The 21,365-nt window shown below is 73.6% G+C and carries 22 protein-coding genes; 10 read left to right on the top strand and 12 right to left on the bottom strand.

Going from position 1 to position 21,365, the window contains the following annotated elements; all coding sequences use genetic code 11:
- From G5C62_RS08560 to G5C62_RS08570, 3 genes are all read left to right on the top strand, one after another.
- Positions 1-515, top strand: a 515-nt coding sequence (locus tag G5C62_RS08560) for a DUF3097 family protein (RefSeq protein WP_164700650.1), incomplete at its 5' end; no start/stop codon positions are given.
- A gap of 88 nt (positions 516-603) precedes the next feature.
- Entirely contained in the window at positions 604-1,470 is an 867-nt protein-coding gene (locus G5C62_RS08565) for a hypothetical protein (protein ID WP_164700651.1), read from the top strand.
- 23 nt (positions 1,471-1,493) lie between these two features.
- Positions 1,494-1,859, top strand: a complete 366-nt coding sequence (locus G5C62_RS08570; protein ID WP_206330534.1) for a GntR family transcriptional regulator — start codon at positions 1,494-1,496, stop codon at positions 1,857-1,859.
- A gap of 255 nt (positions 1,860-2,114) precedes the next feature.
- On the opposite strand, the gene G5C62_RS08575 is transcribed toward G5C62_RS08570, so the two are convergent.
- The 4 genes from G5C62_RS08575 to G5C62_RS08590 form a co-directional block, all read right to left on the bottom strand.
- Positions 2,115-2,957, bottom strand: coding sequence for an aldo/keto reductase (locus G5C62_RS08575; RefSeq protein ID WP_164700653.1), 843 nt, complete (start codon positions 2,955-2,957; stop codon positions 2,115-2,117).
- A 134-nt stretch (positions 2,958-3,091) separates the two neighbouring features.
- Positions 3,092-3,979, bottom strand: a complete 888-nt coding sequence (locus G5C62_RS08580) for a tryptophan 2,3-dioxygenase (RefSeq protein WP_164700654.1) — start codon at positions 3,977-3,979, stop codon at positions 3,092-3,094.
- 33 nt (positions 3,980-4,012) lie between these two features.
- A complete protein-coding gene (locus G5C62_RS08585; RefSeq protein ID WP_164700655.1) occupies positions 4,013-5,635 on the bottom strand; it encodes a peptide chain release factor 3 in 1,623 nt (540 codons plus the stop codon).
- A gap of 72 nt (positions 5,636-5,707) precedes the next feature.
- Complete coding sequence (locus tag G5C62_RS08590) at positions 5,708-6,964, bottom strand: MFS transporter (RefSeq protein WP_241175787.1); 1,257 nt, start codon at positions 6,962-6,964, stop codon at positions 5,708-5,710.
- A gap of 392 nt (positions 6,965-7,356) precedes the next feature.
- Between G5C62_RS08590 and G5C62_RS08595 the strand changes: the two genes are divergently transcribed.
- The 4 genes from G5C62_RS08595 to G5C62_RS08610 all read left to right on the top strand — a co-directional run bounded on the left by G5C62_RS08595 (position 7,357) and on the right by G5C62_RS08610 (position 10,662).
- Positions 7,357-8,976 carry an FAD-dependent monooxygenase gene (locus tag G5C62_RS08595; protein WP_277424762.1) on the top strand — a complete coding sequence of 540 codons (1,620 nt, stop codon included), beginning with the start codon at positions 7,357-7,359 and terminating at the stop codon, positions 8,974-8,976.
- A 171-nt stretch (positions 8,977-9,147) separates the two neighbouring features.
- The gene (gene moaA, locus G5C62_RS08600) at positions 9,148-10,197 is read left to right on the top strand and encodes a GTP 3',8-cyclase MoaA (RefSeq protein ID WP_206330535.1); all 1,050 of its coding nucleotides are present in this window, start codon (positions 9,148-9,150) and stop codon (positions 10,195-10,197) included.
- Positions 10,198-10,199: 2 nt separating this feature from the next.
- On the top strand, positions 10,200-10,439 hold the full coding sequence (locus tag G5C62_RS08605; RefSeq protein ID WP_164700658.1) for a MoaD/ThiS family protein: 240 nt from the start codon (positions 10,200-10,202) through the stop codon (positions 10,437-10,439).
- Positions 10,440-10,449: 10 nt separating this feature from the next.
- Positions 10,450-10,662, top strand: coding sequence for a hypothetical protein (locus G5C62_RS08610; RefSeq protein WP_164700659.1), 213 nt, complete (start codon positions 10,450-10,452; stop codon positions 10,660-10,662).
- 19 nt (positions 10,663-10,681) lie between these two features.
- On the opposite strand, the gene G5C62_RS08615 is transcribed toward G5C62_RS08610, so the two are convergent.
- The 8 genes from G5C62_RS08615 to G5C62_RS08650 form a co-directional block, all read right to left on the bottom strand.
- Positions 10,682-12,289 (bottom strand): SpoIIE family protein phosphatase, encoded by a 1,608-nt coding sequence (locus tag G5C62_RS08615; RefSeq protein WP_164700660.1) that lies wholly within the window; start codon positions 12,287-12,289, stop codon positions 10,682-10,684.
- 115 nt (positions 12,290-12,404) lie between these two features.
- Positions 12,405-12,824 (bottom strand): molybdenum cofactor biosynthesis protein MoaE, encoded by a 420-nt coding sequence (locus tag G5C62_RS08620; protein WP_241175789.1) that lies wholly within the window; start codon positions 12,822-12,824, stop codon positions 12,405-12,407.
- 39 nt (positions 12,825-12,863) lie between these two features.
- On the bottom strand, positions 12,864-13,439 hold the full coding sequence (locus G5C62_RS08625; protein ID WP_036335331.1) for an NTP transferase domain-containing protein: 576 nt from the start codon (positions 13,437-13,439) through the stop codon (positions 12,864-12,866).
- 12 nt (positions 13,440-13,451) lie between these two features.
- A complete protein-coding gene (locus G5C62_RS08630) occupies positions 13,452-14,498 on the bottom strand; it encodes an ABC transporter ATP-binding protein (RefSeq protein WP_164700661.1) in 1,047 nt (348 codons plus the stop codon).
- Positions 14,495-15,274 carry an ABC transporter permease gene (locus G5C62_RS08635; RefSeq protein ID WP_206330536.1) on the bottom strand — a complete coding sequence of 260 codons (780 nt, stop codon included), beginning with the start codon at positions 15,272-15,274 and terminating at the stop codon, positions 14,495-14,497. Before G5C62_RS08635 ends, G5C62_RS08630 begins: the two co-directional genes overlap by 4 nt.
- A gap of 71 nt (positions 15,275-15,345) precedes the next feature.
- Positions 15,346-16,104 (bottom strand): molybdate ABC transporter substrate-binding protein, encoded by a 759-nt coding sequence (gene modA, locus G5C62_RS08640; protein ID WP_164700663.1) that lies wholly within the window; start codon positions 16,102-16,104, stop codon positions 15,346-15,348.
- Between the two features lie 68 nt (positions 16,105-16,172).
- Positions 16,173-16,565 carry a molybdopterin-binding protein gene (locus G5C62_RS08645; protein WP_164700664.1) on the bottom strand — a complete coding sequence of 131 codons (393 nt, stop codon included), beginning with the start codon at positions 16,563-16,565 and terminating at the stop codon, positions 16,173-16,175.
- Positions 16,566-16,636: 71 nt separating this feature from the next.
- The gene (locus G5C62_RS08650) at positions 16,637-17,416 is read right to left on the bottom strand and encodes a polyprenol monophosphomannose synthase (protein ID WP_164700665.1); all 780 of its coding nucleotides are present in this window, start codon (positions 17,414-17,416) and stop codon (positions 16,637-16,639) included.
- Between the two features lie 225 nt (positions 17,417-17,641).
- On the opposite strand from G5C62_RS08650, the gene G5C62_RS08655 reads away from it, so the two are divergent.
- The 3 genes from G5C62_RS08655 (at position 17,642) to G5C62_RS08665 (ending at position 21,182) form a co-directional block, all read left to right on the top strand.
- Positions 17,642-17,908, top strand: a complete 267-nt coding sequence (locus G5C62_RS08655) for a hypothetical protein (protein ID WP_164700666.1) — start codon at positions 17,642-17,644, stop codon at positions 17,906-17,908.
- 136 nt (positions 17,909-18,044) lie between these two features.
- Positions 18,045-19,391 (top strand): phospholipid carrier-dependent glycosyltransferase, encoded by a 1,347-nt coding sequence (locus tag G5C62_RS08660; RefSeq protein WP_164700667.1) that lies wholly within the window; start codon positions 18,045-18,047, stop codon positions 19,389-19,391.
- Between the two features lie 72 nt (positions 19,392-19,463).
- On the top strand, positions 19,464-21,182 hold the full coding sequence (locus tag G5C62_RS08665) for an ATP-dependent DNA helicase RecQ (protein WP_164700668.1): 1,719 nt from the start codon (positions 19,464-19,466) through the stop codon (positions 21,180-21,182).
- Positions 21,183-21,365: the final 183 nt, after the last annotated feature.

Genomic DNA, 21,365 nt, shown 5'->3' on the forward strand with positions numbered 1-21,365 from the left:
TCGGCGCGCGTGCACGGGTCGCCCGCGAGGGACGGATCTACGTGGAGGGCAAGCACGACGCCGAGCTGGTGGAGAAGGTCTGGGGCCACGACCTGCGCATCGAGGGGGTCGTCGTCGAGCCGCTGCACGGCGTCGACGACCTGCCGGGGATCGTCAAGGAGTTCCGCCCGTCGTCGGGACGGCGCCTGGGCGTGCTCGTCGACCACCTGGTGACCGGCTCCAAGGAGTCGCGGATCGCCGCCCAGATCACCGGCGCCCACGCCCTGGTCGTCGGGCACCCCTTCATCGACATCTGGCAGGCCGTCAAGCCCTCGGTGGTCGGCATCAAGGCCTGGCCGACGGTCCCCAAGGGCGAGGACTGGAAGACCGGCGTCTGCAAGCGGCTGGGCTGGGAGGACGACACCGGCTACGTCTGGGCGCAGCGCATCCTGGCCCGGGTGAGCGTCTGGACCGACCTGGAGCCCACGCTGATCGGCCGGGTCGAGGAGCTCATCGACTTCGTCACCACCGAGTAGCCGGAACGCCTCCGGCGGCAGGCTTGTGCACGGCGCCACCGTGCGTCATTGTGTCAATCACTTGATTCAATGACTCATGGAGGCCGTCGTGGCGCTGGTACCGCTGCTCACCGTGCTGGTGCTGGCCGGCGCCGTCGCGCTCGGCGTGGGCATCGTCCGCCGGTCACCGCCCAGCCGGGAGGCCTCGGTCGCGGCCGCCCGCCGGCACGCCCGCTCGGCCTCCGTCGCGGCCGTGGCACTGGGGGCCGTCGCCGCCCTGGCCACCGCGGCTCGCGAGGTGGGGAACACCTCCCCCGGCGGCCTGGGGATCACGGCCCTGCTGGTCCCGATCGTCTTCGGCATCGTGCACACCCTGGTCCTGGCCGCGGGAGAGCTGACCTGGCCCCGGCCGCAGGGCGAGGTACGGCGGGCGCGACTGGTGCGGCGAGGTGCGCTCGACGCGGCGCCCCGCTGGCTGGTGCGCACGGCCGCCACCGCAGCCGGGCTCACCGCAGCGGTCCTCGCCGGCGGCGCCCTCCTGGCCGACGAGACCGGACGGCGGGTGACCCACGGCTCCACGGCCTACGGCAACCCGGCCTGGTCGACGGCCAGCCCGTTCCCCGGTCTCTTCTACGGCCGGCCGGCGGCGATCGGCCTGCTCGTGCTCGCCGTGGTCACCGCCGGCGCGCTGTGGGTGGTCGCCAACCGGCCCGCCGTCGCCACCGAGGACGACCGGATCGAGGGCGCACTCCGCCGCGCCTCGGCGCACCGGGTGCTCCGGGCGGCCGTCGCCGCGACCCTGGTGGTGGCCGGTGGCCTCCTGCTCGTCGGCGGGATGGCGGCGTCCAACGTGGGCGCACTGCCCCTGCCCGGGTGGGCCGGCGCCCTGCCGGGCCTGCTGACCGCGCTCGCCGGCCTCGTCGTCGGCTTCGTCCGCGCGCCCGGGGTGCCGGCGGACCAGCCGGCGTCCGTCTGACGTCCATGGGGCTGGACATCACGGTGGACGTCGTCAGTCCGACGCCGCCCTACGAGCAGATCCGCAGCCAGATCGCGACGTACGTGCAGAGCGGGGTGCTCGCCGACGGCGCCCGGTTGCCCACCATGCGCGCCCTCGCCGCCGACCTGGGCGTGGCCACGGGCACGGTGGCCCGGGCGTACGCCGAGCTGGAGGCCGCCGGGCTGGTGGCCAGCCGCCGCCGCACCGGCACCGTGGTCACCGGCGGGGCCGCCGCGCCGGCGCCGGGGGAGCAGCGGGTGCGCGCACTGGCGGCCGAGCTGGCCCGGACCGCGCAGGAGGACGGCGTGGACCGGGACACCGTGCTCGCCGTCGTCCGGGCCGCACTGCTCACCGCTGCACCCCACTGAGTGTCGTCGCGGCACTCTGCACGCGTTCTGCACGCATCGCACGGGCTGCGGCACGTGCACCGCGACCGAACGGCGTGCAGTGCCCCGGACAGGCCAGCGGCCGCCGTCCCCGAGAGGACGACGGCCGCTGACCACCCGCTGGAGCGCCAGGCCCCGTCCAGAGGCTCACCCCGAGCGTGGTGACGTGCCGGAGCGGCCCCGCTGCAGGGGCCCGCCGCGAGTTTGCGAGCGGTGGGGGGCAGCGGGGTCCTTCAATCAGCTGGGGATGTAGTTGAACTCGTCGGGGTTCGGGCCGTTCCGGCCGTCGGCGCGGTCGAGACCGTCGATCTCGCGCATGTCGTCGTCGGTGAGCTCGAAGTCGAACAGGTCGAAGTTCTGCTCGACCCGGGCGCGCGTGACCGACTTCGGGAAGATGATGTCGCCGCGCTGGATCGCCCAGCGGAGCGCGGCCTGGGCCGGGCTCTTGCCGTGCCGCTCACCGACGCGGATGAGGGTCGCGTCGTCGAGGACCTTGCCCTGCGCGATCGGTGCCCAGGCCTCGGTGCGGATCTCGTGGTCGGCGTTGAACGCCCGCAGGTCGTTCTGCGCGAAGTAGGGGTGCACCTCGATCTGGTTCACCACCGGGCGGATCTCGGTCTCACCGAACATCCGGCGCAGGTGGTGGGCGTTGAAGTTGGAGACGCCGATGGCCTTGACCCGGCCGGAGCGGTAGATCTCCTCCATCGCCTTCCAGGTCTCGACGTAGTCGACGTCGATGCCCGGCAGCGGCCAGTGGATGAGGAACAGGTCCAGGTAGTCGAACCCCAGCGCGTCCATGGTGCCGTCGAAGGCCTTCAGGGCGTCGTCGCGGGCGTGGAAGCCGTTGTTGAGCTTGGAGGTCACGAAGACCTCCTCGCGCGGCACGCCGGACTGACGCACGGCCTCGCCGACCTCGGCCTCGTTGCCGTACATCTCGGCGGTGTCGATGTGCCGGTAGCCGACCTCGAGGGCCGTGCGGGTGGCCTCGACGGTCTCCTCGGGCTTGATCTGGAAGACGCCGAAGCCCAGCTGCGGGATCTGCACGCCGTTGTTCAGGGTGATCGTGGGCACGGTGGCCATGGGGGGTCCTCCAAGCGTCGGACGGTATGGGTGGCGGCGCGCGACCTCATGGGGCGCGACCGGCCTGTCACACCCCTACCCGGGCTCACGGTCGCTACCCGCGACTGATCTCACCGATGGACCGGGAATGCGGCTCAGACCACGGTGCGGGCGGCCCACAGGTCCGGGAAGACCACCCGGGCGGCGCTGCGCTTCAGCCAGGCGAGGCCGGCCGAACCGCCGCTGCCGGGCTTGGCGCCCATCGCCCGGCGGACGGCGGTGACGTGCCGCTGCCGCCAGGTGGTGAACACCTCGGCGACGTCGGTGAGCGCCTCGCCGAGGGTGAACAGCTCGTTGCCCGGACGCGGGTCGGTGTAGACCTCGGCCCACAGCGCCGTGACGGCGGGATCGGGCTCGTGGGTCACCGTGCGGTCGCGCTCGAGCACGGTGGCCGGCACCGGCAGGCCGCGGCGGGCCAGGTACGCCAGGACGTCGTCCTCCAGGGACGGCGCGGCCAGCGCCCGCTGCAGGTCCGCGTGCACCACCGGCAGCCCGCGGTGCGGCCGGACGACGGACTCCGCCTTGAGCCCGAGCAGGAACTCCACGTGCCGGTACTCGTAGGACTGGAAGCCCGACGCCTCCCCCAGCTGGTCACGGAAGCCGTTGAACTCCGCCGGGGTGAGCCAGAGCAGCGAGCCCCAGGTGGCGTCCAGGGACCGGAGGTGGTGCACCGACCGGCGGATCGAGCCGATCGCGGCGTCCAGGTCGTCGGCCCGCAGCTGCCGCTGGCCGAGCTCCCACTCCCGGCGCAGCAGCGTGAACCACAGCTCCATCACCTGGGTGACCACCAGGAACGCCGGCTCGGCCGGGTGCTCGGTCACCGGCCGCACCAGCGCCTGCAGCTGGCGAACGCCCACGTACTGCTCGTACGGGGTCGCCTCGGCGAACTCGACGGTGGGCTCGCCGGCGTTGCCGGCGGCCCGGGCCGCCCGGGTGCCGGCGTCCAGCGGAGCCGGGTGGCTGGGGGACTGGCGCGTGGTCATCGCGACAGTGTGTCGCCTCGGCCCTGCCGTCGATCAACTCAGCTGTGCGGCCACCATGGGCTCCAGCGTCAGCTCGGGGCTGCGCTGCTGGAGCGAGCGCAGGTCCCACTTGTCCATGAAGAGCGCCAGCAGCTCGCCGTCCTCGCGCTCGAAGACCTCGACCCCACGTGCCGCGGCTACCGCGGGGGCGGAGGCGGCGTCGGTGCGGACGGCGACCTGGTAGGGCAGGTGGTCCAGCTCGACCGGCGCGCCGAACTCCTGGGCCATCCGGTGGGCGGCCACCTCGAACTGCATGGGGCCGACGACGGCGAGCACGGGCGCCTGGTCGCCGCGGCGGTCCGAGCGCAGCACCTGGGCCACGCCCTCCGAGCCGAGCTGGCCGACCCCGCGGCGGAACTGCTTGAACTTGGCGGTGTCCTTGCCGCGCATCACCGCGAAGTGCTCGGGCGCGAAGGTGGTCAGCGGTGGGAAGGTGACCTTCGTGCCGGCGTAGAGGGTGTCGCCGACGTGCAGCGCGTTGGCGTTGACCAGGCCGACGACGTCGCCGGGGTAGGCCGTGTCGACGCTCTCCCGCTCCCGGCCGAACACGTGCTGGGCGTACTTCGTGGCGAAGGGCCGGCCGGTGGTCGCGTGGGTGACGACCATGCCCCGCTCGAAGACGCCGGAGCAGATCCGGATGTAGGCCAGCCGGTCGCGGTGGGCGGCGTCCATCCCGGACTGCACCTTGAACACGAACGCGCTGAACGACGCCTCGACCGGCCGCAGGGCACCCTCGGCGTCGGGCCGCGGCGCGGGCGCGGGGGCCAGGTCGACCAGCACGTCCAGCAGCGCGCCGACGCCGAAGTTGGAGACCGCGGAGGCGAAGATGACCGGCGTCGTCTCGCCGTCCAGGAACCGCTGCTGGTCGTGGTCGGCCTCGGTGGCGTCCAGCAGCTCGTTCTCCTCCACCGCCCGGGTCCAGTCGATGCCCTCGCGGGCCTCGGCGGCGGCGGGGGTGAGCGTCTCCTCCGGGGCGATGGTCGCCCCACCGGCGGTGCGGGTGAAGCGGCGGTAGGTGCCGTCGCGGCGGTCCAGCACCCCGCGGAAGTCACCGGAGATGCCCACCGGCCAGGTCAGCGGGGTCGGCGCCAGGCCGGTGCGCTCGGCGACCTCGTCCATCAGCTCCAGGGCGTCCTTGCCCGGCCGGTCCCACTTGTTCACCACCGTGATCACCGGGATGCCCCGGTGCCGGCAGACGGCGAACAGCTTCATCGTCTGGGCCTCCAGGCCCTTGGCCGCATCGATGAGCATCACCGCCGCGTCGACGGCGGTCAGCACCCGGTAGGTGTCCTCGGAGAAGTCCGCGTGCCCGGGGGTGTCCAGCAGGTTCACCACCGTGTCCCGGTACTCGAACTGCAGCGCCGCGGAGGTGATGGAGATGCCGCGGGCCTTCTCCATGTCCATCCAGTCCGACACCGTGCCCCGCCGACCGGCCTTGCCGTGCACCGCACCGGCCTGCCCGATCACCCGCGCGTGCAACGCCAGGGCCTCGGTCAACGTCGACTTCCCGGCGTCGGGGTGGCTGATCACCGCGAACGTCCGCCGCCGGGCGGCCTGCGCCAGCACCTCACCGGTGGCGGCGTCGGGACGGAGCTCCGTGCTCGGGACGGTGCTCATCGTGGTGCCGGGTCTCCTCAGGTGGCGCGGACGGTCTGTCCGATGGTACGGCGGCGGCCCCGGGCGGGCCGGTCAGTGCGAGGTCGCGGGGGCCACCTCGGCGGCCAGCCCGGTCGGCCGGCGGAGCACCGCCCATGCGGCCACCCCGAGCACCCCGGTGAGCGCCGCCCCCAGGGCCGGGACGGCGAACGCCCCCTCCGCACCCCACCGGTCCACCGCCGTGCCGGCCAGTGCCGATCCGGCGGTGACCCCGACGGTGAGGCCGGTCGACGTCCAGGTCAGGCTCTCGGTCAGCGACGCGCGCGGCACCCGGGACTCCACCAGCGACATCCCGGCGACCAGCACCGGCGCGATCGTCAGGCCGGCCAGGAAGGCCAGCGCGATCAGCATCGTCAGGGAGCTGACCAGGTACAGCGTCTGGGCGGCCACGGCGAACAGCAGCGCGCAGCCGAGGAACCGGGTCACCAGCGTGCCGGGCAACCGGACCACGCCGTAGACCAGGCCGGCGACCAGGCTGCCCGCGGCGTAGGCCGACAGCGCCAGCCCGGCGACGGCCGGCCGGCCCTCCGCGTCGGCGAAGCCCACCACGACGACGTCCATCGCCCCGAAGACCGCGCCCATGGCCAGGTAGGTGACCGCGACGGCGATCAGCCCCGCGGTGAGCACCCGGATCCGTACGTGCGGCTGCCCGGCCACCCGGGGGGTGACCGGCGGCGCGGTCGCCTCCAGCCGGGACATGACCAGGCCGCCGATGACCCCGACCAGCAGCCCGGTCAGGAAGCCGGCGGGCGGGGAGACCAGCGCGGCCAGGAAGGTGACCAGCGGCGGTGCGGTGACGAAGACGACCTCGTCGGCGACCGACTCGAAGGCGAAGGCGGTCTGCCGCTGGGCCGGGTCGTCCAGCGCGTGCGCCCAGCGGCTGCGGACCACCGAGCCGATGCTGGTGCCGCTCGCCCCGGCCAGCACGGCCAGCGCGAACCACGTCCAGACCGGGGCGCCGGACACCACCACCCCGACGAACGACAGCCCCAGCGCGAGGTAGGCCAGCGCCGTCCAGCGCAGCACCTGACTCTGGCCGTACCGGTCCATCACCCGGGCCCACTGCGGGCTGGCGACGGCGAAGGCGAGCGACAGGGTGCCGGCGATGGCCCCGGCGAGGGCGTAGCTGCCCGACTCCGCCTGGACGAGCAGCACCGAGCCGAGGCCCACGGTGGCCATCGGCACCCGGGCGAACCAGCCGGCGAGGGAGAAGGCCCGGGCCCCGGGGACGGTGAAGAGCCGGGCGTAGGGGGTGAAGACGGCGTGGGGTACGGGGACCTTGACGTGCACGGCTGCTCGCGCTTCCTGGCCACGAGCGAGTGCGGGGATGCCCGCCGGACCCTCGGGTGGCCCCGCGAACGTAGCAGCGGGAGCCCGTTTCCCGGCATTCATCCGTCCACGCGCGCAACCGTCCGTCGTTCCGACGCCCCTGCTATCCCGCGACCATGTCGTCTCCACGGCGGGCCCCCTCCCCCGCTGCATCGTCAGACGGCCAGCAGCTCGGCATGCGGACGATTGACCGCCGGATGAAGGCCTGCAGCCGTGCTCGATGAGGCTGCTTGCAGCCTGCTTGACAGCCATCCGTGACGCAGGCCACAGTGAGGACGGCCTCGCGGCGACCGGCATACGGACAAACATCCGTTATCGGTCACGACCGTCTCCGAGTTGAAGTGGACTACCCCGTGCCCGATGTCCAGGTCCCTGTTCTCGTTGTGGGGGGCAGCCTCACCGGGTTGACCACCTCCGTGTACCTCGCTTCGCAGGGCGTGCCACACCTCCTCGTCGAACGACACAGGGGCACGGCCGTGCACCCGCGCGCAGCCTCGTTCCACCAGCGGACCATGGAGATATTCCGGGGGGTGGGATTGCAGGAAGCCGTAGAGGCCGCCGCCGAGAAGGAGTTCGTCCAGAACGGTGCGATCGTCTCCGTGCCGACGCTGAGCAGCCCGGAGATGCAGTACTTCTACCGGTCGTTCAACGAGGGGGTCGAAGAGCTCAGCCCGACTCGACGGCTGTTCATCACCCAGATCGGCCTGGAGCCTGTTCTCCGGGAACGGGCTCGCGATCTCGGCGCCGAGCACCGGTACGCCACCGAGCTCGTCAGCTTCGAGCAGGACGACGACGGGGTCACGTCCGTCATCCGGTCGCGGGATGACGAGCGGGAGTGCACCGTCCGCTCGGACTACCTGGTCGCGGCCGACGGCGCGCACAGCCCCATCCGTGCACGGTCCGGTATCGACATGGTCGGCCGGCCGCCATTCGCCCAGTGCATCACCATCTACTTCCAAGCCGACATGCGGGAGCTCCTCGGCGACCGGAACATGAGCGTGGTCTACATCAACCAGCCGGACCTGCTGGGTTTTTTCCGGTTCTCCATCACCGGCGACTCGGGATTCCTCGCTGTCTTCGCCTCCAGGAATCCCGACGGGACGCGTGACACCCACGTGGCCGAGGACCTCGATGAAGCTCGATGCATGGAACTCGTCCACCAGGCGCTGGGGCGCACGGACATCCCCGTGCGCATCGACGACGTGCAGCGCTGGACGGCGGCGGCGTCGCACGCCGCTAGGTTCCAGGACCGCCGGGTGTTCCTGATCGGTGACGCCGCACACGTCATGCCGCCCACCGGCGGCTTCGGAGGGAACACCGGGGTCGCCGACGCGCACGGCCTGGCGTGGCGGCTGGCGCTGGTCTCCCGCGGCATCGCCGGCGCAGGGCTGCTCGAGAGTTTCGACCAGGAGCGCCGCCCGGTCAGCGATCTGGCCGTCGAGCAGGCCTATACCCGGTACGTCCTCCGGGTGGATCCGTCCCTCCCGCGGGAAGACCTCGCCGCCCCCCTCGACGACCCCTCGATCGAACTCGGACCGATCTATCGCTCCGCGGCGGTCGTGGCCGACGAAGGAGAAGACGACGGGGCGCTGCTGGTCGATCCCCGGCGGCCCTCCGGCCGGCCGGGAGCACGTGCTCCCCACATCCCGGTCGAGGTGAACGGCCAGGCGGCATCGCTCCTCGACCTGTTCGGAGGCGATTTCGTTCTCCTCGCCGGCACGGACGGCCAGTCGTGGTGCGACGCTGCGGCGGAGCTCGCCGCCTCGGCAGATCTGCCCCTGCGTGCGTACCGGGTGAGCCCCGGCGGCGCCGTCCAGGATCCGGAGGGCCGCTTCCCGGAGGCATTCGGCATCGGGCCGGCCGGCGCCACGCTCGTCCGCCCCGACGGCGTGGTCGCCTGGCGTTCAGCCGGCGCTGAGGACGACCATCGCGCTGCAGTGGCCGACGTCATGGTCCGACTCCTGGCGCGCTGAGGCCGGCGCCCGTGGACCACGCGCGCCGGATGGGCCCACGCCGACACCGGGAGAACACGCCCAGAGCAGTCCGGCCACCGTCCTGGCGGCACCATCGGTGCACCCGACCACCGATCACCACGGGAGACGCTCCGCGAGACCAGACCGGCCCTGCACCATTACATTCGGGCTGTGACGACTTCCAGCCCCCTCCCCGACCCGCGGGTGCGCCCGCAGGTGACCCCGGGCAGCGGCGGGCTCGTCGACCGGCACGGGCGCACCGCTACCGACCTGCGGGTCTCGCTGACCGACCGGTGCAACCTGCGCTGCACCTACTGCATGCCCCCCGAGGGGCTCCAGTGGCTGCCCAAGGTCGAGCAGCTGACCGACGACGAGGTCGTCCGGCTGGTCCGGATCGGCGTGGAGCACCTCGGCATCCAGGAGGTCCGGTTCACCGGCGGTGAGCCGCTGCTGCGGCCCGGGCTGCCCGGCATCGTCGCGGCGACCACGGCGTTGCGCCCCCGCCCGGAGGTCAGCCTGACGACGAACGCCATCGGGCTGTCCCGGATGGCACCGGCGCTCGCGGCCGCCGGCCTGGACCGGATCAACGTCAGCCTGGACACCCTGGACCGGGAGCGGTTCAAGCAGATCACCCACCGCGACCGGCTGCCCGACGTCCTCGCCGGCATGCAGGCGGCCCGGGACGCCGGCCTGACGCCGGTCAAGGTCAACGCCGTCCTGATGCGCGGCATCAACGAGGACGACGCCGTCCCGCTGCTGGAGTACTGCCTGGAGCACGGCTACGAGCTGCGCTTCATCGAGCAGATGCCGCTGGACGCCCACCACGCCTGGACGCGCGGGGAGATGGTGACCGCCGAGGACATCCTGGCCCGGCTCACCGCCACGCACACGCTGACGCCGGACGTCGAGGAGCGGGGCGCCGCCCCGGCCGAGCGCTGGCTGGTCGACGACACCGGGCTGACCGTCGGCGTCATCGCCTCGGTGACCCGGTCGTTCTGCGGTGCCTGCGACCGGACCCGGCTCACCGCCGACGGGCAGATCCGCAACTGCCTGTTCGCCCGCGAGGAGTCCGACCTGCGCAGCGCCCTGCGCGGCGGGGCCGACGACGCGGAGATCGCCGACCGCTGGCGGATCGCGACGCTGTCCAAGCTGCCCGGGCACGGCATCGACGACCCGAGCTTCCTGCAGCCGTCCCGCCCGATGTCGGCGATCGGCGGCTGAGGATGGTCACGGTCAGGTACTTCGCGGGCGCCCGGGCCGCCGTGGGCGTCGACACCGAGACGCGGGACGCCGGCACGCTGGCGGAGCTGGTCGGCCAGCTCGTCGACGCGCACGGCGAGCGGTTCGAGCGGGTGCTGACCGCCTGCTCCTTCCTGGTCGACGGAACCTCGACCCGGGACCGGGCGTTGGTGCTGGCGCCCGGCTCGGTGGTGGACGTCCTGCCCCCGTTCGCCGGCGGATGAGGAGACGACCATGAGCGTGTTCGGCAAGGCCAAGGCCAAGGTCGAGGAGCTGTTCGGCCGCGCCGAACAGGTCTACGGCGAGTCCCACGGCGACGCCGCGGCCACCATCGACGGCGAGGCGCGCCGCCTCGAGGCCGAGGCCGAGGAGGAGCGCGCCGAGCGCGAGGAGTCCCGGCGCTCCGATCGGGACGACGACGGGCTGGCCGGCGCCGGCTCGCGCTGACGCCGGCTGCCGCCCTCGGCTACCCGCGCAGGCGGATGGCGACCAGGGCGACGTCGTCCTCGGGCTGGCCGTGCACGAGCCGGTCGAGCAGCTCGTCGCAGAGCTCGTCCAGTGACCTGTCGGCCAGCTCCGCCGCGGCCGTCCGCAGCCGGGCCATGCCCTGGTCCAGGTCGCCGCCGCGGCTCTCGATGAGCCCGTCGGTGAACAGCAGCACCGTCGTCCCGCCGTCCAGCGTCACCACCGACTCCCCGCGGGAGGTCTCGGCGTCGACGCCGAGCAGCAGCTCGCCCCGCCAGTCGGCCAGCGCGGCCAGGGTGCCGTCGGGGTTGATCACCAGCGGCGGCAGGTGCCCGGCGTTGCTCCAGCGCATCCGGGTGACCCCGCGGGTCAGCTCGTCGGGGGTCTGCTCGAACCGCGCCACCGCCGCGGTGGCGTAGGTGCCGACGTCCAGCTGGGCCATCGACGCGTCCAGGCCGCGCAACACCTCACCCGGCCCCGCGTCGCTGTAGGTCGCGATGCCGCGCAGCAGCGAACGCAGCTGGCCCATCGCCGCGGCCGCCGCGGTGTCGTGACCGACGACGTCGCCGATGACCAGCATCGTCGCCCCGCACGGCTGCAGGAAGGCGTCGTACCAGTCGCCGCCCACCCGGGCTGCCTCGGCGGCCGGGGTGTACCGGACGACGACCTCGGCCTGGTCGTGGGTGAAGGCCCCGGTGAGCAGGCTGCGCTGCAGCTCCTCCGCCAGCTGCCGCTGCTGGGAGAACAGCCGCACGTTGTCCAGCGCCAGGCCCGCCCGGTCGGCCACCTCCTGGGCGGTGGCCAGGTCGGCCTCCTCCATGACGCGGTCGCCGTCGAAGTACAGCGTCAGCGCACCGAGCGTCCGCCCCCGCCCGCGCAGCGGCAGCGTCACCCCGGAGTGCGGCCCGAGCAGCCTCAGCAGGTCCCGGGCCTCACCCTCGGGCATCAGCGCGGCCACGTCACCGGCGGCGGCGACGACTGTCTCGCCGAGCAGCGCCCGCACCACGGGCGAGGTGACCGGCATGGAGGTCAGCCGCACGGCGGCGTAGCGCTCCACCAGGGCACGACGGGACGGGTCGACGTGCCACCAGCCGACGTCCCGGGGGCGGCCGTCGTCGTCCAGCACGGTCAGCACGCACCAGTCGCCCAGCACCGGGACGATCAGCCGTGGGATGCGGGCGGCCGCGGAGTCGACGTCCAGGGTGCCGGCCAGCTCGGCGCTGACCCGGGCCATCATCGCCAGCCGCTCCCGGCCGGTGCGGCGGTCGGTGACGTCGGAGAAGTAGCAGAGCAGACCACCCTCGGCCGGGATCGCCTGCACCTCGAACCAGCGGTTCAGCGGCGCCGGGTAGAAGCCCTCCACGCTGACCGGCTCGCCGGTGGCGACCGCGCGCCGGTAGGCCCGGCCGAACTCGTTGTCCACGTTGGCCGGGAAGACCTCCCAGAAGTCCCGGCCGATCAGCTCTTCGCGGGAGAGGCCGAGGGTCGCCACCCCGGCCTGGTTCACGTAGGTGATCCGCCAGTCGGCGTCCATGGACAAGAAGCCGGAGGGCATCGCCTCGACGACACGTTCACCAGCCCGCCAGGGCATGTGGGACCTCCCGGTCATTCCGCCACCCGCGGCACACCGGAGGAGCACTCGCCCCGTGCTTGGAGTCAAGTCGGTCAGTTATGCCATGCCGGTGGCCGGCGGGCAAGGAGCGACGTCACAGCCGACCCACCCGTCACGGGCAGGCGACCCACTCCTCCTCGCCGTCGGAGAAGACCTGCCGCTTCCAGATCGGCAGCCGCGCCTTCACCTCGTCGACGAGCTCCGCGCAGGCGGTGAACGCCTGGCCGCGGTGTGCGGCGCTGATCGCGCAGGCCAGCGCGACGTCACCGATGCCCAGCAGGCCGATCCGGTGGGAGACGGCGACCGCCTGCACCTCCGGCCGGGCGGCGAACTCGGCGGCGATCTCGGCGATCAGCTCCGGCGCGGTCGGGTGCCCGGTGTACTCCAGCTCGGTGACCGAGCGGCCACCGTCGTGGTCGCGGACCACTCCGGCGAAGGAGACCACCGCACCGGCCGCCTTGTCAGCAACGGCCGCCTCGTGCTCGGCGACCGACAGTGGCTCCTCGGTCACCCGGGCCAGGATCGTCTCCACGGCCGCAAAGGTACTCGTCGGCCGGGCCCGGGCGGGCGGTCACGCCGTCGGCGGGACGTCCAGGTCGGTGGGGTCGGCCAGCCCGGTGCAGTCGACCTCGGTGACGTCGTGGGCGGCCAGGTAGGCGCGGGCGCCCTCGTCGCCGGACGCCGTCCCGGCCACCCCCGCCCAGTGCTCGCGGCCGAGCAGCACCGGGTGGCCGCGGACGCCGTCGTAGCTGGCGACGGCCAGGGCGTCGGGGGCCGCGAGCTCGGCCAGCCGGGCCAGCGCCGCCGGCGTCATCCCCGGCATGTCGACCAACTGCACCAGCACGGCGTCGACCCGACCGGGCCAGCCGCGCAACCCGTCGAGCCCGGTGCGCAGGCTCGAGGCCATCCCGGTCTCCCAGTCGCGGTTGGCCAGCACGGTCGCACCGGTCAGGTCGGCGGTGCGCCAGACGTCGACCGCCTGCGCGCCGAGGACGACGAGCACCGGGTCGCAGACCGCGGCCGCCGTCCGCACCGCCCGTTCGACCAGCAGGGTGCCCTCGTACTCGACCAGGGCCTTCGGCATGCCGTACCGGCGGCCACCACCGGCGGCGAGCACGAGCCCGGCAACGGGCGCATCCGACGTCACTCCCCCACTCTCTCAGCGCGGGTAGACGGTGAGCTCGCTGGCCTTGACCGACGCCCACACCTCGGCGCCGGGGGCCAGCCCCAGCTCGGCGAAGGACGTCGCCGTGACGTCGGCGGTCAGCGGCACCTCCCCGGCCAGGTCGCACCGCACCACCGAGCCGTGCGGGGTGGCCGCCGCCAGCCGCAGCGGCCAGACGTTGCGTGGACTGCCGACCGGCCGCTGCAGGTAGAGCGCCACCGACTCGGGCCGGACGGCGACGAACACCGGCCCGCCGACGTCCTCGGCGACCGCGACCGTCCCTCCGCCGTCCAGCGCGACCTGGGTCCCGGTGCCCTGCCCGGCCAGCAGCACGAGCCCGACCAGCCGGGCCACGTAGTCGGTGCGCGGCCGGCGGGCGACCTCGGCCGGGGTGCCGGCCTGCACCACCCGTCCCTCCTCGATGACGACGACCCGGTCGGCCAGCGCCATCGCGTCGACCGGGTCGTGGGTGACCAGCACCGCACTGCCGGGGTAGTCGCCGAGGTGCCGGTGCAGCTCGGCGCGCACGGTGAGCCGGGTGCGGGCGTCGAGCGCGGACAGCGGCTCGTCGAGCAGCAGCAGCTGCGGCCGGCCGACCAGTGCCCGGGCGAGCGCGGCACGCTGCGCCTGCCCACCCGAGAGCTGTCCGGGACGCCGGTCGCCGAGCCCGGCCAGCCCGACCCGTGCCAGCCAGTCCTCCGCCGCGGCCCGGGCCGCCGGCCGCGAGGTGCCGCGGGTGCGGGGCCCGAAGGCCACGTTCTCGGTGACCGAGAGGTGCGGGAACAGCAGGTGGTCCTGGAACACCATGCCCAGCGACCGCTCGTGTGCGGGCAGGTGCGCGTCGGGGGAGTTCCAGACCTCGTCGTCGACCTCCACCCGGCCGCCGTCCGGGCGCAGCAGGCCGGCGAGCACCCGCAAGACGGTGGACTTGCCGGCGCCGTTCGGCCCGAGGACGGCGAGCACCTCGCCGTCGGCCACGGCCAGCTCCACGTCCAGCGCCAGCGTCCCGCGCCGGACGACGACGTGCGCGACCAGGCTCACGTGACCGCCCCCCGCCCCAGCCAGCGGTCGCGCAGCAGCAGCAGGGTGGCCAGGGAGACGCCGAGCAGCACCAGGCTCAGCACGATCGCCGCCTCCGGGTCGCGCTGCAGGGTCAGGTAGACCGCCAGTGGCATGGTCTGCGTCGTCCCCGGGAAGTTGCCGGCGAAGGTGATCGTGGCGCCGAACTCCCCCAGGGCGCGCGCCCAGCAGAGCACCGCGCCGGCGGCGATCCCGGGTGCGACCAGGGGCAGGGTGACCCGGCGGAACGTCGTCCACCGGTCGGCGCCGAGGGTGGCGGCGGCGTCCTCGAAGCGGGCGTCGGCGGCGCGCAGCGCGCCCTCCACGCTGATCACCAGGAACGGCATCGCCACGAACGTCTCGGCGACGACCACCGCGGCGGTGGTGAACGGCAGCGAGAAGCCGGTGGCCTCGAACAACCAGCGACCGATGATCCCCTGCCGGCCCAGCACCAGGAACAGCGCGACCCCGCCGACGACCGGCGGCAGCACCAGCGGCACGGTCACCAGCGCGCGCAGCACCGACCGGCCACGCAGCTGCGACCGGGCCAGCACCCAGGCCAGTGGGACGCCGAGCAGCAGCGAGACGACGGTGGCCAGGGTGGCCGAGACGAGCGACAGCCGCAGCGCCTCGCCGACGCCCGGCCGGGCCAGCTGCGGCCCGAGGTCCGACCAGGGCGCGCGCACCAGCAGCCCGAGCAGCGGCAGCACCAGGAACGCCACTCCGAGCAGCGCCGGCACCAGCAGCGGCGCCGGCACCCCACCGCCCCGCCCTCGCCCTCGCCCTCCTCTCCGCCACCAAAATGGCCATTTTGGTGGCGCTGGCTGGGTCACGGGAGGCGGAAGCCGGCGTCGGTGAGGGCCTGCCGGCCGGCGTCCGAGCGCACCAGGTCGACGAACGCCTTCGCCGCCAGCGGGTTGGGTGCCCTCTCGAGCACCATCAGCGGGTAGCGGTTGACCACGCCGGCGGCCTCGGGGACGTCGATGCCCTCCACCGCGGAACCGGCGGCGGCGACGTCGGTCGCGTAGACCAGCGCGGCGTCGACCTCGCCGAGCTGCACCTTGGTCAGCGCCGCCCGCACGTCCTGCTCCAGGGTGTCCGGCGCAGGGGTCAGGCCGGCGGCGTCGAACACCCGCGCGGCCGCCACCCCGCACGGCACCTCGGCGGCGCACAGGGCGATGCTCCTCCCCGGGTCGGCGAGGTCGGCCAGCCCGCGCACGTCGGCCGGGTTGCCCGCCGGGACGGCGATGACCAGCGTGTTCTCCGCGAAGACGGCGGGGTCGCCGGCGACCAGGTCGGCGACGGCGTCCAACTGCTCCTCGTCGGCGGAGGCGAGGACGTCGGCCGGCGCCCCCTGTGCCACCTGCGTCGCCAGCGCGGAGCTGCCGGCGAAGTTGAACTGCACGTCCAGTTGCGGGTGCTCGGCCGTGAGCTGGTCGCCCAGGTCGGTGAAGACGTCGGTCAGCGAGGCCGCCGCGAAGACGGTGAGGGTGCCGGAGACCTCGCCGTCCGTCTCGATCGACTGCCCGCCGTCGTCGACCCCGCAACCAGCCAGGGCCAGCAGGGCGCCGGCGACCAGCCGCCTCACGGCACGAGGCCTCTGGCGATGCGCGCTCGCTCCGCTCCTCGCTCGCTGGCGCTCGCCGCGATGCTCACTCACGGCACGTCCACGCTGACCTGGGTCGCCTTGACCGTGGCCACCGCCCGGACGCCGGGCTCCAGCCCCAGCTCGTCGGCGGCCTCCCGGGACATCAGCGAGACCAGCCGGAACGGCCCGGCCTGGATCTCCACCTGCGCCATCACGGTGTCCCGCACCACCCGGGTGACGATCCCGGTGAGCCGGTTGCGGGCCGAGGACGAGCGGGTGGCGCCCGGCTGGGGCGCCTCGTGCAGCTCGGTGGCGACCCGGGCCAGCGCCACGCCGTCGACCTGCGCCGGGCCCCCGCCACGGGTGGCGGGCAGCCGGTCGCTGTCGATCCAGCGCCGGACCGTGTCGTCACTGACGCCGAGCAGCGCAGCGGCCTCGGCGATCCGGTAGGAGGTGGACACGCCGGCACCCTAGTTCCGCCTTTGCGGACGGACAACCAGCAGATGGCCCGCAAGTGCGGACCACGAGGTGGTCAGGCGGCGACCCGGTGGACCAGCCGCTCACCGCTCGTGGCCGCCGGCCGCACCGCCGCAGGCGTGGGTCGCCGCGTGGTCAGCGACCAGGCGGTGACCCGGACCAGCGCCTCCCGGATGATCCGCGAGCTCATCTTGCTCTCGCCGAACTCCCGGTTGACGAAGAGGATCGGCACCTCCACCAGCCGCAGGCCCCGTGCCCACACCTGTCGGGTCATGTCGATCTGGAAGCAGTAGCCCTCGCTCTGGACGGCGTCGAGGTCCAGCCGCTCCAGGGCGTGCCGGCGGAAGGCCCGGAAACCCCCGGTGGCATCGGCCACCGGCAGCCTCAGCGCAGCCCGCACGTACCGGTTGGCGGTGCGGCTGAGCAGTTCCCGACTGCGCGGCCAGTCGGCGACGGCACCGCCGGGCACCCAGCGCGAGCCCAGCACGGCGTCGGCTCCGGCCAGGGCGGCGAGCAGCCGGGGCAGGTCCTCGGGGCGGTGCGACCCGTCGGCGTCCATCTGCGCCACCACGTCGAAGCCCTCGGCCAGCGCCCAGCGGAAGCCGGCGATGTAGGCCGGCCCCAGCCCCTCCTTGCCCGGGCGGTGCAGCACGTGCACCCGCGGGTCGTCGGCGGCCAGGCGGTCGGCCAGCTCGCCGGTGCCGTCGGGGCTGTTGTCGTCGATCACCAGCACGTGGGCGTCCGGGACGGCGCGCAGCACCCCGGCGAGCGTGCGCGGCAGGCTCTCCCGCTCCTGGTAGGTGGGGATGCAGACGCACGCGGACCGAGGATTCACCGTCCCGCCATTACCAGCGCCGACCTGATGGACACCCGATGCTTCGACATCATTTCGACGAAGCTCATTTCGGCGAGATCGGCGTTATCGAATCGTTGTCCGATCCGTGTGCAGCAACACCGTTCACCTGCTGTAACGCGATCGTTATGTACTCCCAGTGTGTGAGGTCGGCGATATGCGGTCATGCCTTTGGGCGACCATTCACCCCGAGTACAGGAGCACCTCATGAACAAGCTCGTCCGCGGCGTCTCTGCCGCAACCTTCTCCGGCCTGCTCGTCTTCGGCGTCTCCGCCTGCGGTACCGAGGACGAAGGCACCGTCGAGGTCACCGAGACCGAGGAGATCACCGAGACCGAGGAGATGGAGACCGAGGTCACCGAGACCCTCGAGCCGACCGAGACCGAGGTCGAGACCGAGGAAGAGGTCGTCGAGACCGAGACCGAGGTCGACACCGAGACCGAGACCGAGTTCAGCACCGAGACCGAGGGCTGAGTCCTCGGCTGACCGCTGGGGCACGCGACCAGTGAGCGCAACCGCATCCTCGGTCGCGCAACGAGAGACGGGCGGCGCCTCCGGGCGCCGCCCGTCGTCGGTCCGGCGTCTGCCACCGGGGGTGGTGCAGTGGGGCGTGCCACTGGCGCTGCTGGGCCTGGCCGCCGCCATCCGGCTGTGGAACCTCGGCGACCCGGACCGCCTCTACTTCGACGAGAAGTACTACGCCGTCGACGCCTCCGACTACCTGGCCCAAGGGGTCGAGGAGGGCCGCCCGGCGCACCCGCCCATGGGCAAGTGGGTGATCGCCGCCGGCCTGGAGCTGTTCGGTTCCACCCCGTTCGGCTGGCGGGTCGGCGTGGCCGTCGCCGGCTCGATCACCGTGCTGCTGACCTACCTGAGCGGGCTCCGCCTGTTCCGGCGCACCGCGCCGGCCGCACTGGCCGCCGTGCTCGTCGCCCTGGACGGCCTCGCGGTGACGGCCAGCCGGATCGCGATGCTCGATGCGGTCCTCGCCCTGTTCGTCGTCGCCGCGTTCTGGCTCGTGCTGCTCGACCGGGACGCCCGCCGCCGCACCCGCGAGGCCGGGGAGGGGCTGCGCCGGTCCCTCATCGGCTCCCGCTACCGCTGGCTGGCCGGGGCCACCCTGGGGCTCGCGGTGGCCACCAAGTGGTCCGGCCTGCTCGCCGTCGGCCTGGTCGGGTTGCTGGTGCTGGCCACCGAACTCAGCGGCCGGGGCGAGACGTTCCGCCGGGCCACCCGCCGCGCCGTGGCGGTCACCGGCGGCGCCGTGCTGAGCCTGTTGATGGTCCCCGCGGTCGTCTACCTGGCCACCTTCACGGGTTGGTTCGCCAACTACTCGGAGAGCTACGCCGCAGAGCGGGCCTGCGAGGCCGGGGACTGCGGCACCTCGGTGGGCGACCGGCTGGAGACCTGGGCGCAGAGCCAGGTCGACCTGGTCGACTACCACGTCGGCCTGGAGGCGAGCCATCCCTACCGCTCGAGCCCGCTGGGCTGGCCCTGGCTGGAACGACCGGTGCTGGTCTACGCCGAGAGCTGCACCACCGCACAACAGGAGGCCGGGGAGTGTGAGGTGCCGCCGGACACCCGGGCGCGCATCGTCATGCTCGGCAACCCCGGCCTGTGGTGGCCCGCCCTGCTTGCCTACCCGGTGCTGCTCTGGCGGGCGGTCGCCCGCCGGGACGGCGTCGCGGCCACCATCCTGGTCCCCCTGGTGCTGCTGTGGGCTCCCTGGCTGGCCGCGAACAAGCCCGGCTACTTCTTCTACATGGTGCCGGTGGTGCCGTTCATCGCCCTGGGCGTGGTCCGCGCGGTGCAGGCGACGCACCGGCCGCGGCTGGTCGGTGCCGTGGCGCTCGCCCTGTCCGTGGCCGGGTTCGCCTTCTTCGCCCCGGTCTGGCTGGGGCTCCCGCTGGAGTCCGACGCGCTGGACCTGCGGTTCTGGCTCGACTCCTGGAACTGACACACCGCCACGGACGGCGCCGTGCCGCCTGCGGGTCGTTTGTCGATCTCGCAGGTCGGGAAGTCGCGGTCGGTGACCCAGACCGACCAGCGTGCCGCCGACCCGAAGACCACCGCCGGGGGCTCCCCCTCCGTCCGGACCCGGCGGATCCGGGAGACCGCCCGGGAGGTGCTCGGGTTCGAGGAGTTCCGGGCCGGTCAGGAGGAGGCGATGAAGGCGGTCGCGGCCGGCCGCGACACCCTGGCCGTGCTGCCCTCGGGGGCTGGCAAGTCCGCGGTCTACACCGTCACCGGGCTGCTGCTCGACGGCCCGGTCGTGATCGTCTCGCCGCTCATCGCGCTGCAGCGCGACCAGGTGCAGCGCCTGGCGGAGCTGGGCGAGGAGCGGGTCGGCCGGGCGGCGGTGCTCAACTCCGGCCTGGCCGCGCTGGAGCACCAGGCGGTGCTGGACGGCGTGCGTGACGGAACGGTCCGCTACTGCTTCCTCGCCCCGGAGCAGCTGTCCAAGCCGGAGGTGGTCGCGGCGCTCCGGACGGCGGCCCCGGCGCTGTTCGTCGTCGACGAGGCGCACTGCGTCTCCGCCTGGGGGCACGACTTCCGCCCCGACTACCTGCGCCTGGGCGGGGTGGTCCAGCAGCTGGGCCACCCGACCGTGCTGGCCCTGACCGCGACCGCCGCGCCACCCGTGCGGGCCGAGATCGTCGAGCGGCTGGAGATGACCGACCCGGAGGTCGTCGTCGCCGGCTTCGACCGGCCGGAGATCCGGCTGGAGGTCGAGCAGCACGCCGATGCGCACGCCAAGCACACCGCCGTGCTGGACCGGGTGACCGAGCTGACCGAGCGAGGGAGCGGGATCCTCTACAGCGCCACCCGCCGCAGCACCGAGGAGCTCGCCGAGGCGCTCGCCGACCGTGGGCTGCGTGCCCGGGCGTACCACGCCGGGCTGAAGAAGAGCGACCGCGAGGAGGTGCAGCGGCAGTTCATGGCCGACGAGCTGGACGTCGTCGTCGCCACCACCGCCTTCGGCATGGGGATCGACCGGCCGGAGACCCGCTTCGTCGTGCACGCCGAACCGGCCGACTCGATCGACAGCTACTACCAGGAGATCGGCCGGGCCGGCCGCGACGGTGAGCCGGCGGTGGCGCTGCTGGTCTACCGCCAGGAGGACCTCGGGCTGCGCAGGTTCTTCGCGGCGGGCGCCCCGGCCGAGGAGGAGCTGCAGCAGGTCGCCGGGCTGGTGCAGGCCGGGGCGGCTGCCGGGATGGACGGCGTGGACGTCCGCGACCTGCGTGAGGAGACCGGCCGCCCCGCGACCCCGCTGGTCCGCGACCTCAACCTGCTGGAACAGGCGGGCGCCGTCGTCCTGGACGAGGAGGGGACGGCGTCACCGGCCCCCGGTGCACCGCGTCCCGGCCAGGCCGCCGCTGCCGCGCGGGAGCTCGCCGAGCACCAGGTCCGGGTCGACGAGAGCCGGGTCGAGATGATGCGCGGCTACGCCGAGACCACCGGTTGCCGGCGGCAGTTCCTGCTCGGCTACTTCGGCGAGCAGCTGGACCACCCGTGCGGGAACTGCGACAACTGCAGCGCCGGGCTCTCCCAGGAGCACGCCTCCGACGCGGACCACCCGTTCCCGGTGGACGCGCCGGTCGAGCACACCGAGTGGGGCCCCGGCGTCGTCATGCGGCACGAGGACGACCGCATCGTCGTCCTGTTCGAGGAGGTCGGCTACAAGACCCTCGCCCTGCAGGCCGTGCTGGACAACGGCTTGCTGCGGCAGCGGTCCGCCGCCTGAGGTGCTGAGCTGCCTGCGCGGCCACCTCCAGGTCCACGACCGTGTTGACCTCGGGGAGGTCACTCCCCGAGCTGCCTGTCGACATCGCCTCTCCTCGGCACTCCGGAGGCCGCCTGCTCCCGCCTCGATTAGCACATCGGCAGATCGCGGCCCGCATCGGCCCCGGGCGTCTCCACCGACGGG

The organism is Modestobacter sp. KNN46-3, assembly GCF_011039295.1.